Source organism: Erwinia sp. B116 (assembly GCF_002865965.1).
Lineage (GTDB): Bacteria > Pseudomonadota > Gammaproteobacteria > Enterobacterales > Enterobacteriaceae > Erwinia.
This window is the reverse complement of sequence record NZ_JRZZ01000007.1, coordinates 124,365-136,828: the sequence shown is the minus strand read 5'-3', so window position 1 is coordinate 136,828 and position 12,464 is coordinate 124,365. Positions and strand designations below refer to the sequence as shown.

The 12,464-nt window shown below is 58.7% G+C and carries 14 protein-coding genes and 2 pseudogenes; 8 read left to right on the top strand and 8 right to left on the bottom strand.

Translation table 11 applies throughout. The features are described 5' to 3' along the window. Window positions 1-242, top strand: a pseudogene (locus NV64_RS23960) (ABC transporter ATP-binding protein); the annotation flags it as partial. A gap of 136 nt (window positions 243-378) precedes the next feature. Here the strand turns inward: NV64_RS23960 and NV64_RS07760 are convergent. Both NV64_RS07760 and NV64_RS07755 read right to left on the bottom strand, forming a co-directional pair. Next, window positions 379-774, bottom strand: coding sequence for a YgiW/YdeI family stress tolerance OB fold protein (locus tag NV64_RS07760; protein WP_056241263.1), 396 nt, complete (start codon window positions 772-774; stop codon window positions 379-381). Between the two features lie 176 nt (window positions 775-950). Next, a complete protein-coding gene (locus NV64_RS07755; protein WP_101505679.1) occupies window positions 951-1,859 on the bottom strand; it encodes an SDR family oxidoreductase in 909 nt (302 codons plus the stop codon). Between the two features lie 379 nt (window positions 1,860-2,238). Here NV64_RS07755 and NV64_RS07750 point away from each other — a divergent pair, with 379 nt between their 5' ends. The 4 genes from NV64_RS07750 to NV64_RS07735 all read left to right on the top strand — a co-directional run bounded on the left by NV64_RS07750 (window position 2,239) and on the right by NV64_RS07735 (window position 6,924). After that, entirely contained in the window at window positions 2,239-3,477 is a 1,239-nt protein-coding gene (locus tag NV64_RS07750) for an MFS transporter (protein ID WP_101505678.1), read from the top strand. Window positions 3,478-3,499: 22 nt separating this feature from the next. Beyond that, window positions 3,500-4,564, top strand: a complete 1,065-nt coding sequence (locus NV64_RS07745; protein WP_101505677.1) for a sugar phosphate isomerase/epimerase — start codon at window positions 3,500-3,502, stop codon at window positions 4,562-4,564. After that, complete coding sequence (locus NV64_RS07740; RefSeq protein WP_101505676.1) at window positions 4,561-5,709, top strand: Gfo/Idh/MocA family protein; 1,149 nt, start codon at window positions 4,561-4,563, stop codon at window positions 5,707-5,709. Before NV64_RS07745 ends, NV64_RS07740 begins: the two co-directional genes overlap by 4 nt. Before the next feature lie 234 nt (window positions 5,710-5,943). Continuing rightward, window positions 5,944-6,924 carry a LacI family DNA-binding transcriptional regulator gene (locus NV64_RS07735; RefSeq protein WP_101505675.1) on the top strand — a complete coding sequence of 327 codons (981 nt, stop codon included), beginning with the start codon at window positions 5,944-5,946 and terminating at the stop codon, window positions 6,922-6,924. 12 nt (window positions 6,925-6,936) lie between these two features. On the opposite strand, the gene NV64_RS23120 is transcribed toward NV64_RS07735, so the two are convergent. The 6 genes from NV64_RS23120 to NV64_RS07720 all read right to left on the bottom strand — a co-directional run bounded on the left by NV64_RS23120 (window position 6,937) and on the right by NV64_RS07720 (window position 10,821). Further along, window positions 6,937-7,173, bottom strand: a complete 237-nt coding sequence (locus tag NV64_RS23120; RefSeq protein WP_146005460.1) for a hypothetical protein — start codon at window positions 7,171-7,173, stop codon at window positions 6,937-6,939. A gap of 29 nt (window positions 7,174-7,202) precedes the next feature. Further along, window positions 7,203-7,379 (bottom strand): hypothetical protein, encoded by a 177-nt coding sequence (locus NV64_RS24480; RefSeq protein ID WP_369878861.1) that lies wholly within the window; start codon window positions 7,377-7,379, stop codon window positions 7,203-7,205. Next, a complete protein-coding gene (locus NV64_RS07730) occupies window positions 7,376-8,071 on the bottom strand; it encodes a sugar phosphate isomerase/epimerase family protein (RefSeq protein WP_369878860.1) in 696 nt (231 codons plus the stop codon). Before NV64_RS07730 ends, NV64_RS24480 begins: the two co-directional genes overlap by 4 nt. 235 nt (window positions 8,072-8,306) lie before the next feature. Continuing rightward, entirely contained in the window at window positions 8,307-9,167 is an 861-nt protein-coding gene (locus tag NV64_RS07725; protein WP_056241280.1) for a hypothetical protein, read from the bottom strand. A gap of 102 nt (window positions 9,168-9,269) precedes the next feature. Further along, on the bottom strand, window positions 9,270-9,428 hold the full coding sequence (locus tag NV64_RS23395; protein WP_156365633.1) for a hypothetical protein: 159 nt from the start codon (window positions 9,426-9,428) through the stop codon (window positions 9,270-9,272). 148 nt (window positions 9,429-9,576) lie between these two features. Beyond that, window positions 9,577-10,821, bottom strand: coding sequence for an MFS transporter (locus tag NV64_RS07720; RefSeq protein WP_101505674.1), 1,245 nt, complete (start codon window positions 10,819-10,821; stop codon window positions 9,577-9,579). Window positions 10,822-11,187: 366 nt separating this feature from the next. On the opposite strand from NV64_RS07720, the gene NV64_RS07715 reads away from it, so the two are divergent. The 3 genes and pseudogenes from NV64_RS07715 to NV64_RS07705 all read left to right on the top strand — a co-directional run bounded on the left by NV64_RS07715 (window position 11,188) and on the right by NV64_RS07705 (window position 12,441). After that, window positions 11,188-11,397 (top strand): YdgH/BhsA/McbA-like domain containing protein, encoded by a 210-nt coding sequence (locus tag NV64_RS07715; RefSeq protein WP_056241284.1) that lies wholly within the window; start codon window positions 11,188-11,190, stop codon window positions 11,395-11,397. Window positions 11,398-11,644: 247 nt separating this feature from the next. Next, window positions 11,645-11,935, top strand: a pseudogene (locus tag NV64_RS07710) (tlde1 domain-containing protein); the annotation flags it as partial. Next, the gene (locus NV64_RS07705) at window positions 11,932-12,441 is read left to right on the top strand and encodes a hypothetical protein (protein ID WP_101505673.1); all 510 of its coding nucleotides are present in this window, start codon (window positions 11,932-11,934) and stop codon (window positions 12,439-12,441) included. The pseudogene NV64_RS07710 and the gene NV64_RS07705, both read left to right, overlap by 4 nt. Window positions 12,442-12,464: the final 23 nt, after the last annotated feature.

Sequence of the window (12,464 nt, the reverse complement as noted above, 5' to 3'; positions counted from 1 at the left end):
ACGATCCTGGCGTTGCGCTGCAACGTGAAAGCGAAGCCAGAATGCAGGGCCTGACATCCCTCTTTGAAGCGAACGGCGACGTGCAGCAGGTTGAGGAGCAGTGGCTGGAAGAGCTGGTGACGCTGGAAAGCCGGCTGATGGCGGACCAGCAGCGCAAGCCTCACCATCAGAAGCCCGCCCTGCAACAGCAGTGGCAGCAACGCATAAGCCAGCTGAACGGGCTGCTGGGGATCGGCGAGTAACAGCGGCCCGTTGCGCCGCCGTTCCTGACAACAGCAGACGCCATAACAATAAAAAAGGCCGCTGAAAGGCGGCCGATATTCCTATCGCGATCGTGTCCATCAAATCGCGGACTAACCAGGAGGTTAGGATCCGCACTCAGGGCTCACCCAGCTCCTTAACCTCAAGGTAGCGCTTCTCGCCTTCGCCGCGCGCGTAGCCGTTTATGCGCACCAGATCGTCGGCGGAGAACTCTTTGCCGCGAAACGATGACGGGCTGATGGTCAGGTTGAGCGTGCCGGTTTTATCACGGAACGCGTAGCGGTCGCCGCCGTGGTGCTGGATCAGAAAGCCTTCCAGCGTCATCCACTGCCCCTCTTTAGCCTCTTGCACGTCCTTCACGCTGCTCTCTTTGGTGTCTTCGGTGCCCTTATAGCCGCTGTCCAGCTTGTGCGGCGGCGGGGGCGCTTCGCCAGAGCGGAACCCGCCACCCTCTTCGGCAAGGGCTCCGCCGCTCAGCAACAGCAGTGTGGCAAGGGTCAAAACTTTTTTCATGCTGACCTCCTGGTCGCGAACGTTCTGAATAATGTGACTGAGGCTGCGGCGGCAGTATCGCCGCCGCAGCAGGAGATTACAGGTTGGCCAGGGCTGCGACGTTTAATACACCGCCGCAGGCGAAGATGACCGGGTGCCTAAGACTGCGGCGGCAGTGTTGCCGCCACAGCCAGAGATTACAGGGTGCCGGTACCGCCGTCCGAGCACCACACCTGGCCGGAGGTGTAGCTGTTTTCTACCGCGGCCAGCGTGACGTACAGCGGCGCGATCTCGGCGGGCTGGCCTGGGCGGCCGAGCGGCGCGGAGGCACCAAACTCCTCGACTTTGCTCTGCGGCTGACCGCCACACACCTGCAGCGCCGTCCAGTATGGTCCCGGTGCTACCGCGTTGACGCGTATGCCCTGCGGGCCAAGCTGTTTGGCCAGTGATTTGGTAAAGGCGACGATCGCGGCCTTGGTCTGCGCGTAGTCGAGCAGGATTTCACTCGGCTTAAACGCCTGCACCGAGCTGGTGTTAATCACCGAAGCCCCGGCGGGCAGGTGCGGCACCGCCGCTTTGGTGATCCAGAACATCGCATAGACGTTGGTTTTGAAGGTAGCGTCAAAATCCTCGGTGCTCAGGTCAAGAATTGATTCACGGAACTGCTGACGTCCGGCGTTGTTGACCAGCAGATCCAGGCCACCCAGCTGCTCAACGGCCTGACTGACCAGCCGCTGGCAGAAGGCCTCGTCGGTAATATCACCGGGGATCGCCACCGCCTTGCGTCCGGCCTGGCGGATTAGCTCCACCACCTCGCGTGCGTCCTGCTCCTCGTCCGGCAGGTAGTTAATCGCCACGTCCGCCCCTTCACGGGCGAAGGCAATCGCCACCGCGCGGCCGATACCGGAATCACCGCCGGTGATCAGCGCCCGGCGACCGTTCAGCCGGCCGCTGCCCTGATAAGAGGTTTCACCGTGGTCCGGGCGCGGCTGCATTTCGCTGGCGAGACCGGGGAACGGCTGTTTCTGCTGTGCAAACGGCGGCACGGGATAAGTGCTGGCATTAGTGGCGTTAAGTGAGTTGAAAGTACCGGTTTTCTGGCTCATGGGAACTCCTTTGTCGCGACGAATGAAGGGTAAAGCTTAGAACAGGCTGCCGCTGGCGGAAGGTCTGAGCGGCAAAATAATCACCGTGCTGCCCTGTAAACCCTGCTGTTTTAAGTGGGTGGTTTTAGATTAAGGTAATGATAAATAATACTTTAAGGAAATTAGCGAGGCTGATTCTCCGCTCTCAACCTCCACTCATCATCGCCAGAGGCGCAGGTAACAAACTGTGTCTGAGACCCCGCCGGTGACACAAATGGCGAGAAATATTGATTGTGATCCTCCTCGCACTTCAACACGATCGATATGAAATCATAAAAGTAATCGATTACATTTGCCCTGTGATAATAATGTAATCGATTACTTTAGAAGGGGTCCGATAATGGTTTCTTCCGCTACACACACGAATACAGCCGGGCAACATCGCCTGCTGGTCCCGCGCCTGGCGCTGATGATGTTTTTGCAGTTCTTTATCTGGGGCACCTGGTCGGTGACGCTGGGGCTGGTAATGAGCCAGCACAACCTGAGCACGCTGATTGGTGACGCCTTCTCCGCCGGGCCGATCGCCTCGATCCTGTCGCCATTTGTGCTGGGGATGGTGGTTGACCGCTTCTTCCCGTCGCAGAAGGTGATGGCGCTGCTGCACCTGGCGGGTGCGGCGATCCTGTGGCTGGTGCCGTCCGCGCTGATCGCCGAAAACGGCCCGCTGCTGATCGGCCTGCTGTTCGGCTACACCCTCTGTTATATGCCGACGCTGGCGCTGACCAATAACATCGCCTTCCACAGCCTGAGCAACAGCGAGAAAAGTTTCCCGCTGGTGCGGGTGTTTGGCACCATCGGCTGGATCGTCGCCGGCGTGTGCATCGGCGTCAGCGGCATTGCCGCCAGTACCGCCATCTTCCAGCTGGCGGCGGTATGTTCGGTGCTGCTGGCGGCCTACAGCATGACGCTGCCGCACACCCCTGCCCCGGCCAAAGGCCAGCCGTTCGCCCTGCGCGACCTGCTGTGCGCCGACGCCTTCGCGCTGCTGAAGAAAAGCCACTTCCTGATTTTTGCCATCTGCGCCACGCTGATCTCGGTGCCGCTGGGCACCTACTACGCCTTTACCGCTTCGTTCCTGTCCGATGCTGGCATTGCGGACGTCAGCAGCGCGATGTCGTTCGGCCAGATGTCCGAAATCTTCTTTATGCTGATTATCCCGCTGCTGTTCCGCCGGCTCGGCGTGAAGTACATGCTGCTGATCGGCATGGTTGCGTGGTTTGTGCGCTACGTGCTGTTTGCTTACGGCGTCAGTGAAGAGACGCGCTGGCTGCTCTACGCCGGCATCCTGCTGCACGGCGTCTGCTACGACTTCTTCTTCGTGATCGGTTTTATCTACACCGACCGCGTCGCCGGCAGCCAGGTGAAAGGCCAGGCGCAGAGCCTGATTGTCATGTTCACCTACGGCATCGGCATGCTGCTCGGCTCACAGATCTCCGGCGCGTTGTACAACCGCCTGTTTACCCCCGGCGTGGCGCACCAGCCCGCCGACTGGACGACGTTCTGGCTGATCCCGGCGGTGGCCGCGCTGGTTATCGCGGTGATCTTCCTGTTCTCGTTCCGCTACAAAGAAGAACGCTAATTTTTACCCTCAGGAGAGTGCAATGAACACATTAAAAGGGCCGGGTCTGTTCCTGTCGCAGTTTATCGGTCAGGAAGCGCCGTTTAATACGCTGGATAACCTCGCCGCATGGGCGGCGAGCCTCGGTTATAAAGCGCTGCAGATCCCCTGTAACCATCCGCACATTTTTGACGTGCAGCAGGCCGCGGCCAGTCAGGCCTACTGCGACGATATTCAGCAGCGGCTGGCGCGCCACGGGCTGGTGATCAGCGAACTTTCCACCCACCTGGAGGGGCAGCTGATCGCCGTGCATCCGGCCTATGACGAGGCTTTCAACGATTTTGCCCCACCGGCGGTACGCGGCGACCGCCACGCCCGCCAGCAGTGGGCCACAGAGGTGCTGATGCAGGCGGCGCAGGCCTCGGCGAGGCTGGGGCTGACCGCGCACGCCACCTTCTCCGGCGCGCTGGCCTGGCCTTACTTCTACCCGTGGCCGCCGCGCAAAGAGGCGCTGATCGACACCGCCTTCGCTGAACTTGCGGCGCGCTGGCGTCCGATCCTTGATGAGTTTGACCGCCACGGCGTCAACCTCTGCTACGAGCTGCATCCGTCGGAGGACCTGCACGACGGGGTCAGCTTCGACCGCTTCCTCGCGGCGGTGGACCACCATCCGCGCTGCCATATCCTGTTCGATCCCAGCCATATGCTGCTGCAGCAGATGGACTACCTGGCGTTTATCGATCTCTACCACCCGCGCATCAAGGCGTTTCACGTTAAGGATGCCGAATTTGTCCGCTCCGGGCGCAGCGGCGTGTACGGTGGCTACCAGCCCTGGCGGGAACGCGCCGGGCGCTTCCGTTCACCGGGTGACGGCCAGATCGACTTTAAGGGCATCTTCAGCCGGCTGGCGCAGTACGGCTATAACGGCTGGGCGGTGCTGGAGTGGGAGTGCTGCCTGAAGGACGCGGCGACCGGCGCGGCCGAAGGCGCAGGGTTTATCGCCGGGCAGATGATTCCGCTGGCGGATCGGGCGTTTGACGACTTCGCCGTCACCGGCAGCGAACTGCCGGCCATTCGCCGCATGCTTGGCCTGGAGGCGCAGCCATGACCATTAAAGCAGCCATTATCGGTTCCGGGTTTATCGGCCCGGCCCATCTCGAAGCCATTCGCCGCCTCGGCTTTGTCGAGGTGGTGGCGCTGTGCGACAGCTCGCAGGCCGCCGCGGAGGAGAAAGCCCGCCGCTACCATATTCCCCATGCCTACGGCGACGTCGCCGAACTGCTGCAACATCCGGGGCTGCAGGCGGTGCATAACTGCACGCCAAACCATCTGCACGCGGCGATCAACCGGCAGATCCTGCAGGCCGGTAAACACGTGTTCTCGGAAAAGCCGCTGTGCATGACCGCCGCCGAAGCGAGGGAGCTGGTGGCGCTGGCCGAACAGGCCGGCGTGGTGCACGGCGTCAGCTTTGTCTACCGCCAGTTTGCCATGGTGCAGCAGGCGGCCAGCATGATCCGCCAGCAGCAGGCCGGGCGGATATTCGCCGTGCACGGCAGCTACCTGCAGGACTGGATGCTGCACGATACCGATTTCAACTGGCGCATCGACCCGCAGCAGGGCGGCGTCTCGCGCACCGTGGCCGATATCGGCTCCCACTGGTGCGACACGCTGCAGTTTGTCACCGGACGCAAAATCGTCGGGGTGCTGGCGGATTTCGCCATCGTTCACCCGTTCCGTAAGGCCAGCCGCGGCGCGCAGAGCACCTTTACCAGCGGCGAGGCGGTGACGGAGTACGACGAGGTGGCGGTACAGACCGAAGATTTCGCCTCGGTGCTGCTGCGCTTCGACGACGGCAGCAAGGGCAGCATGACCGTGTCGCAGGTCAGCGCCGGGCGTAAAAACCGGCTGGCGTTTGAGGTTAACGCCAGCGAACTGTCGCTGGGCTGGGACCAGGAGGTGCCGCAGAAACTGTGGATCGGCCGCCGCGACGGGCCTGACCAGCTGCTGAGCGACGATCCGTCGCTGCTTAATGCGGATATCGCCGCCGCCGCCCACTTCCCCGGCGGGCATATTGAGGGCTGGCCGGACGCGTTTAAAAATATGCTGCTCAACTTCTACAGCACCATCCGCGACGGCGGTAGCGCGGCGGCGGGCAACTTCGCCAGCTTCCACGATGGGGCCAACGTGATGTGTATTATCGAGGCGATGGTGCAGAGCCATAAACAGCAGCGCTGGGTGAAGGTGGCGGACTGACAACCTGCCACCCTGCTGCGCTCGTTTCCCCGCCCCCGGCGGGGAAAGCCTGCCAGGCTCCGGCCGGTGAGCCGCTAAAAACGTTGCCCACTCCCCCGGCAGCAGGCTGAGGCGGCTCTGCATCACGGGGGATCGTTGCGGGCATGCCAGCCTGGTGCCCCGCTAACCTGAATACAGCGGCATCAGGAACTGTGTTACCCTGTTTTTAACTCATCAGCAGGGACAGTTATCGGGATGTCGATTCAAAAAATTGCACGCCTGGCGGGCGTCTCCGTCGCCACCGTTTCCCGCGTGCTCAACAATCTCGGTACGGTAAAGCCGCAGAATCGTGAACGCGTGCTTAACGCCATCAAAGAGAGCAACTACCAGCCCAACCTGCTGGCGCGCCAGCTGCGTACCGCGCGCAGCAATATGCTGCTGGTGATGGTCTCCAATATTGCTAACCCGTTCTGCGCCGATGTGGTCAAAGGCATTGAGGCCGAGGCGGAAAAAAACGGCTACCGCATTCTGCTGTGCAACTCCGGCTCCGATCTCGCCCGTTCCCAGTCCAGCCTGCAGCTGCTCTCCGGCAAGATGGTCGACGGGGTGATCACCATGGACGCCCTCGCCGCCCTGCCCGGACTGCAAAACCTGATCGGCGATGCCCCCTGGGTGCAGTGCGCCGAATACGACGAGGCGTCGCGCGTTTCCACCGTCGGCATCGACGATCGCCAGGCCTCACGCTTTGTGGCAGAGCACTTCCTTGCCGGCGGCCGGCGGCAGCTGGCGATGATCAATCACGATCTGACCTACAAATATGCCCAGCAGCGTGAACAGGGTTTCCGCGACGTGCTGGCAGAGCAGCAGCAGGCGGTGCCTGAGGTAGCCTACGCCAGCGAACTGACTTACCAGGCGGGGAAAGCGGCGATGGCACAGCTGTTGCAGCACGGCCAGCGCCCGGATGCGGTCTTTGCCGTTTCCGATACGCTGGCCGCCGGGGCGATCGCTACCCTGCGCGAGGCGGGCATTCGCGTGCCCGAAGAGACGGCGGTGATCGGTTTTGACGGCACCGAGCTGGGCCACCTCACCTCGCCGCCGCTCTCAACCATTGAACAACCCTCGCAGGAGATTGGCCGCCAGGCGGTGCTGCTGCTGCTGAACAACATCAACGACCCGGACAGCCAGGCCCAGCACACTACGCTGGCCTGGCGCTACCTGGCGCGGGGATCGGCCTGACGGGTCAGCAGGTCAGCGTGACACCGTCACGAAAGAGAGGATAGTGTTTTGATAAGAAAGTGGCGACTCTGGGCCTGTTGGCTGGTTGGTTTGGCTTTTGTGCTGGCGGCTCTGCTCTTTATCCGCCTTGCCGATTTCGAACCGGACGGCAACGCTTAGCACTTCTTCACGCGGCGAATCAGCAGATGCATTCGCGATAAAACTTCCGTTGAATGCATCCTCAAGCTTTGCAGCGGACTGAACACGCAACGTTCAGCACACGAACCCTGCCTGCTGACTTATTTCTCCAGCGTCTTCAGCTGGCTGACCAGGTAACTGTTGGCCTGCACGATAATCGCCTGAGGATCCTTAGGCAGGTCGTGCTCGACGATAAACCAGCGGGTGTTGGCCTTTACCGCCGCCGGTAGCACCTCATTCCACGCCAGCAGCCCGCTGCCCGCCGGGGCAAAATTCATCTCGTCATCTCGTCATCGCGAATGCCGATGCCGGCGTTATCCTTGGCGTGGATCGCCACCACTCTCCCGGCATATTTGTTCAGCAGCCGCACCGGATCCTGCCCGCCGCGTGACACCCAGGCGGCATCCATCTCCAGCTGCAGGTTAGCGGGCTGGCTGTTGTCCAGCAGGATCTCCAGCGCCGTTTTGCCGTCATACTTTTTCATCTCAAAGTCGTGATTATGGTAGGCCAGCGTCATCCCCTGCTGACGCAGCTGACCGCCCAGCGCGTCCAGTTCGTGTGCCAGTTTTTTCCAGCCTTCGGCCGAAGTCGGCCGCTCTTCCGGTTTCAGCCACGGCATCACCAGCAGCGAGTTGCCTACCGCCTGGTTAAACGCCACCACCTCGCGGCTGTTGCTGCGCAGCTCCTCCAGCTGGACGTGATCGGCAATGGCCTTTAACTGATATTTCTTCAGCAGCGCCTGCATCTGCCCGGCACTGACGCCATGGTTGCCGACCAGCTCCACCGCGCTAAAGCCGCTCCGCTGCGCCAGAGCAAACTGCTGCTCCAGCGTGCCGACGTTGCGCAGCGTGTACATCTGCAGCGCCAGGTGCTCTCTGGCGGCGGTCTCACTGGCGACGGCCGGTGCCAGGCTGGTGAAGGATAACAGCGAGAACAACACGCTGCCGGTGATGAGGTTTACGCGAGCCATGGGAAATCCTTATTGTAGGGTAAGACGCCTAAAGTAATCGATTACTTTTCTGATTTGATAAATGTAATCGATTACTTATGCTACTGGCAGCAGAGGTTTGCTGGCAAGCACGCCATCGTGCGGCTTAGAGTTAATGCTGTAATTTATGAAGCCGATCACAGAAGCACCCGCTGGCTCCTCTGCCTGTTCTGGCCGTAGTCAATAAGAAGCGCTACCGGTGGTTCCGCAAGCCTTATCACGGATTAATCGCGGCGATCCTTTCAAACTCTTTGTGAAGATAGTCCACTGTACGCGGCAGCTCCTGGGTATAAAATGCCTCTGGAACGTCATAATCAGCGGGTGACTCCGCCAGCTCTGACAGCAACTGCGCCACAATGATATAAAGCGGGATATTGTGTTCGACCTGGAATCTGCGGTAGCCCCGCTTCCAGATCATCGAACAGTAATAATCGACATACTTTCGGCTTTCTCTGAAAGGCAGGTTTTCTATCTTGTTCAGCAGGAAGTTGTAGACAGGCAGCGCCAGAACTTTTATACGAGCTACTTCTGTCAGTCTGTCCTTACCCATCGGAACCGTGGCATTTGAAAGACGCGATCGGATACAGGCAATAGGGTTAAGGACGCGCACCAGCTCGTTGCTCATTTCGTCCCCATGCTGTTCTGGCATGACAAGATAGGGTTCTGTATTCAGCAGCAGTTTTTCTCCGACGAAATCCCCCGGCTCAAAACCATTCGGCCTGTCGATAATATCGACCACATTAGGTTCATTTACCCTCTCATTGAGGAAAACCCCCTGTTCGTCCTCTTTAACTTTACCGGTGTCTTTATCAATAAGGTTCAGCACGGCGATCGAAGGCGGGTTAAAAATTTCCTGCACGCGGGCATCGACATTGAAAATCCGGGCGATCGGCTCCACCCCTTCCCTTCGGGAAACGTAGTCAACATCTATCGACGTGATATACGTCATCTCAGGCTGAACCGGATAGGCATCCATATAAGTGGCATACCAGTACATGACAGCCTGACCGCCAACGGTGATCACAGGCGACGGGAGCTGGTGAGCGTTTTTAATCAGATAGCGGTTGAGTTTAACCATCTGATCTTCCGGAGGTATCGATGTTTTAGTCATAAAAAAGCCCATCGGTTAAGATGGGCTCATTGTAACATTGTCATACCAGCCGGGATAATGCGTGATGGCTTACATTGAGAAGAAAGTGACCTTCCGGGCGTTTTTCGCAGGCACAATACCAGCGGGACGTTTTTGCATCACGCTGCCAGGTTGCTGACCATTACGGACAGCTTCGACACGCTGCTGATACTCACGTTGATGACTGATTTTTGCATCTTTAGCTGACATGGTATTTACCGATTAACCGTGTGGGCGTTTGCCTCGAATTTCAAATATACGCAATTTCATAACGCCTTGCAAACCGTATTCGGATGTAAAAACCGTTCCAGAATAGCAACCAGCTGCGACTGCGTTAAGTCAGTTTCCGGTGACCCGATTATGCCGCAGCCTCATTTTCCAGCGTTTGCCGCCGGCGCAGGTGCGGGAACAGCGTCATCCACACGCCGACCACCACCAGCGTGCCTACCCCGCCCAGCACCGCGGCAGGCACCGCGCCCATCAGCGCCGCCAGCATACCCGATTCGAACTCGCCGAGCTGGTTCGAGGTATTAATAAAGATGCTGTTCACCGCATTCACCCGCCCGCGCATTTCGTCCGGCGTGTCCAGCTGCACCAGCGCACCACGGATCACCATGCTGACCATATCAAAACCGCCGAGCAGCGCCAGCGCCACCAGCGACAGCCACAGCTGGGTGGAGAGCGCGAACACCAGCGTTGCCACGCCAAAACCGGCCACCGAGCCGAACATAATCATCCCGACGTTTTTCTCCAGCCGGTTACGGCTGAGCCACACCCCCACCAGCAGCGCGCCCACCGAAGGGGCACCGCGCAGCAGCCCCAGCCCCCACGGGCCGGTATGCAGCACGTCCTGGGCAAAAATCGGCAGCAGCGCGGTGGCTCCGCCGAGCAGCACGGCAAACAGATCGAGTGAGATCACCCCCAGCACGTCACGACGTTCACGGATAAATGTCACCCCGGCGAACAGGCTTTTCAGCGTGGCCGGCTGGCGCGGCTGCGGCGGGCGCACGTAGTGAATGCGGGCAACCATCACGATCGACAGCAGATAAAACAGCGCCGAGACGCCGTACACCACCTCCGGCCCGGCCACGTACAGCAGGCCGCCCAGCGTGGGCCCGAGGATCACCGCGCTCTGGCCGCTGACCGCCGCCGCCGCGGTGGCCCGCGCCAGCAAGGGTGCCGGTATCAGAGAGGGCAGCATCGACTGCATCGCCGGGCCTTCAATCGCCTTAGCGACCGCAATCAGAAACACCAGCCCCCACAGCGCGGTTTTTTCCGGCCAGTGCAGCAGGGTTAGCAGGGTTAGCGCCAGCAGCGCCAGCCACTCCAGCAGCTGCCCGGCCAGCGCCAGGCGGCGGCGGTCATAGCGATCGGCCATATGGCCGACCGGCAGCGCCAGCAGCACCGAGGGTAAAAACTGCATCAGCCCGATCATTCCCAGCGCCATGGCGCTCTGGGTCAACGCGTAGATCTGCCAGCTGACCGCCACGGAGAACATCTGGAAACCGAATGAGGAGAAGGTGCGGGCCAGCCAGAACGCGACAAACGGCCTCTGGCGCAGCAGCGAGTCGTCGCTCTGCGCCGGGGAAAGACGGGAAATCATGCGGATCCTTACCTGAAAGTGCCCCGGCCAGCGGCCGGTGAGCGATGTCGTTTCATTGTTATGATTGCCGGTTTCTCCCGGCGGGCAAGATTATGCCAGAGAAGTCCGCCCCGCTAGCGCACTGTTTGTTATAAGGATGTGACAAAAAGTGTCGAGTCCGTGGCGACCGGCAGAGAGCGGATTGTGTGGAGCTAGCCTGGCTGCTGGTGTTTGATTCAGAAGGTCATTCAGAAGGGTATTGTCATTCAGTTTATTTGAAAGATATCAACAAAACCCTCCGCTTTTCCTTCCCCATGAACAGGACTATTATTTATCACATCAAGGCAAAACGCCTTACTACAAACAATAATCTCTGAGGAAATGACCATGAAAACAATCAAAACTTTCGTTGCAGTTGCCGCCCTGACCCTGTTCGCTTCAACCAGCTTTGCCCAGAGCATCAGCGTCAGCGCCTCTACGCTGGACGCTGCCGAAGCGCAAATCGCCGCTCAGGCACAGCAGGCCGGCACCAGCTACAAAATCACATCTGCCCGCCAGAACAACGGTGCCTATATGACGGCTGAACTGGTGAAATAAGCGTTTAACATCTACACGTTACACTGCGACGAAAGCCCCTGATGGGGCTTTTGTCGTTTTCGGCGTTTCTACAATAGTTTTTAAAATATACGGCGGTACAGTAGTCCTTATCCACCAACCTCACTTCTGGCGGTGGATAAGGAGAAAACGGATGTTTAAACACAGGAAGGAGTCTCATATGACGTAGGAGTATTCACAAAGAACAGGTGAGTTAACACACAACGGCCAGCACTACGCACAGGGTTACAGCGGTAAAGACTCAGGTAAGAACAATCCATCAATGGACGATGTCAGCAACACCGGCCCTATCCCGAAGGGCCATTATAGAATATCGGGATATGACAATCATAAGGGTCCCTGGACCCTATTTCTCAGTCCCATACTGGGAACTAATACTTTTGGACGAGACCATTTTCTTATACATGGTGACAATGCCAGAACTCTGGGGCGCTCGTCGGAGGGATGCATTGTTATCAATGGCGCAGAACTTCGTGCTCAGGTGGACAACTCAGGTGACACGACTTTGGTGGTCCGATGAAATCATTAATCGTTATTATACCATTGCTTTTCTCAACTTCCCAGGCTGCAACATTAACGGATATCACAGTTGAGGCTGTAACTAAACAGATTCAGCAACAAGGCGCGAAACAATTTATTAGTGAAATGCCCGACGCTCCGGGAGGCAAGTGGCATAGCATTATGCAGCATATTGCCAGTGGCAATGCATCCTGGTTGTCTCTGGTGCCACTATTGGCGCCGGAAGTGGATGCAGGCTTTGCTGACGACCTTGCAACTTCACTTGCCGAGGCCATTCCTGCTAATGTTGAAGGCGTTATGTCAGCCATTGATGATTATCATCATCCTGTTTCGACACAAAGCGTTTGTGCAATGCCACTATATACCAGGTCAGTTGCCGAACAGAACGACTATGTGGTGAAAGCAATACAGGCGCTGTACAAAAGTAAAAGTGCCCAGGCAATGAAATGTCTGAACCAACTGGTGAGCATGGTCGGTCAATCCAGCACATTTAGAGAAGCTAATTAAATGCAGTATTATAGTTAACGTAT

Bases quoted from the DNA above. Each gene is read 5' to 3' on its own strand.
- NV64_RS07760 (WP_056241263.1), bottom strand. From the start codon at position 774: ATGAAAAAAGTTTTGACCCTTGCCACACTGCTGTTGCTGAGCGGCGGA.
- NV64_RS07755 (WP_101505679.1), bottom strand. From the start codon at position 1,859: ATGAGCCAGAAAACCGGTACTTTCAACTCACTTAACGCCACTAATGCC.
- NV64_RS07750 (WP_101505678.1), top strand. From the start codon at position 2,239: ATGGTTTCTTCCGCTACACACACGAATACAGCCGGGCAACATCGCCTG.
- NV64_RS07745 (WP_101505677.1), top strand. From the start codon at position 3,500: ATGAACACATTAAAAGGGCCGGGTCTGTTCCTGTCGCAGTTTATCGGT.
- NV64_RS07740 (WP_101505676.1), top strand. From the start codon at position 4,561: ATGACCATTAAAGCAGCCATTATCGGTTCCGGGTTTATCGGCCCGGCC.
- NV64_RS07735 (WP_101505675.1), top strand. From the start codon at position 5,944: ATGTCGATTCAAAAAATTGCACGCCTGGCGGGCGTCTCCGTCGCCACC.
- NV64_RS24480 (WP_369878861.1), bottom strand. From the start codon at position 7,379: ATGAATTTTGCCCCGGCGGGCAGCGGGCTGCTGGCGTGGAATGAGGTG.
- NV64_RS07730 (WP_369878860.1), bottom strand. From the start codon at position 8,071: ATGGCTCGCGTAAACCTCATCACCGGCAGCGTGTTGTTCTCGCTGTTA.
- NV64_RS07725 (WP_056241280.1), bottom strand. From the start codon at position 9,167: ATGGTTAAACTCAACCGCTATCTGATTAAAAACGCTCACCAGCTCCCG.
- NV64_RS23395 (WP_156365633.1), bottom strand. From the start codon at position 9,428: ATGTCAGCTAAAGATGCAAAAATCAGTCATCAACGTGAGTATCAGCAG.
- NV64_RS07720 (WP_101505674.1), bottom strand. From the start codon at position 10,821: ATGATTTCCCGTCTTTCCCCGGCGCAGAGCGACGACTCGCTGCTGCGC.
- NV64_RS07715 (WP_056241284.1), top strand. From the start codon at position 11,188: ATGAAAACAATCAAAACTTTCGTTGCAGTTGCCGCCCTGACCCTGTTC.
- NV64_RS07705 (WP_101505673.1), top strand. From the start codon at position 11,932: ATGAAATCATTAATCGTTATTATACCATTGCTTTTCTCAACTTCCCAG.